Consider the following 1,334-nt stretch of genomic DNA (forward strand, 5'->3'; position numbering starts at 1 on the left):
GAACCGCACCAGCAGGACGGAAGAGGACAGACCGCCGTAGATCGACCAGAGCGCGCCCGTCGTCGTGAACCGCTTCCAGAAGAGGCTGTAGAGAAGGGTCGGCAGGTTGGCGGAGGCGGCGACCGCGAAGGCGAGGGCCACCAGACCGGCGACGTTCAGGTCGCGGGCGAGGGCGCCGAGCGCGATGGAGACGATACCGATGGCGACGGTCGCGTAGCGCGCCGCGCGCACCTCCTCCTTCTCGGTGGCCTTGCCGCGGCGGATGACGTTGGCGTAGATGTCGTGCGCGAACGACGACGAGGACGCCAGTGTCAGACCGGCCACGACCGCGAGGATGGTGGCGAAGGCGACCGCGGAGATGATGGCGAGCAGGATGGCGCCGCCGGTGGAGTCCCCGCCGCCGCCGATCTCCATGGCGAGCAGTGGCGCGGCGGTATTGCCCGCCGGGTTGGAATCGGTGATCTCCTTGGGAGTGAGCAGCGCCGCGGCGCCGAAGCCCAGGGCGATGGTCATCAGGTAGAAGCCGCCGATGATGCCGATGGCCCAGTTAACGGACTTACGGGCGGCCTTGGCCGTGGGCACGGTGTAGAAGCGGATCAGGATGTGCGGCAGACCGGCGGTGCCGAGGACGAGCGCGATGCCCAGGGAGATGAAGTCGAGCTTCGAGGTCTCGGTGAGGCCGTACTTGAGTCCGGGCTCCAGGAAGGCCGCGCCCTTGCCGCTGTTGGAGGCGGCGCTGCCGAGCAGGTCGGACACGTTGAAGTTGAACTTGAGCAGGACCAGGAAGGTGATGAGCAGGGTGCCCGCGATGAGCAGGACGGCCTTGACCATCTGGACCCAGGTGGTGCCCTTCATGCCGCCGATGGTGACGTACACGATCATCAGGATGCCGACGAGGGCGACGATCAGGATCTTGCCGGCGTCGCTGGTGATGCCGAGCAGCAGGGAGACGAGGACGCCCGCGCCCGCCATCTGCGCGAGCAGGTAGAAGATCGAGACGACGATGGTGGAGGCGCCGGCGGCCGTACGGACGGGGCGCTGGCGCATCCGGTAGGCGAGGACGTCGCCCATCGTGTAGCGGCCGGAGTTGCGCAGGGGTTCGGCGACCAGCAGCAGTGCGACGAGCCAGGCGACGAGGAAGCCGATGGAGTAGAGGATCCCGTCGTAGCCGAACAGGGCGATGAGGCCGGAGATTCCGAGGAAGGAGGCGGCCGACATGTAGTCACCGGCGATGGCGAAACCGTTCTCCATGGGTGAGAGGAGCCGCCCGCCGGTGTAGAACTCCTCCGCCGAGCCCTGCCGGTCACGGCTCACCCAGGTGGTGATGCCGAGGG

The 1,334-nt window shown here is 67.8% G+C and carries 1 protein-coding gene; it reads right to left on the minus strand.

What is annotated here, in order from left to right; translation table 11 throughout:
- Positions 1-1,314: cation acetate symporter (locus ACFXKA_RS42860; RefSeq protein WP_379431885.1), on the minus strand; the 1,314-nt coding region annotated here is incomplete at its 3' end.
- Positions 1,315-1,334: the final 20 nt, after the last annotated feature.

The organism is Nocardia sp. NPDC059228 (genome assembly GCF_042754245.1).
GTDB lineage: Bacteria > Actinomycetota > Actinomycetes > Mycobacteriales > Mycobacteriaceae > Nocardia.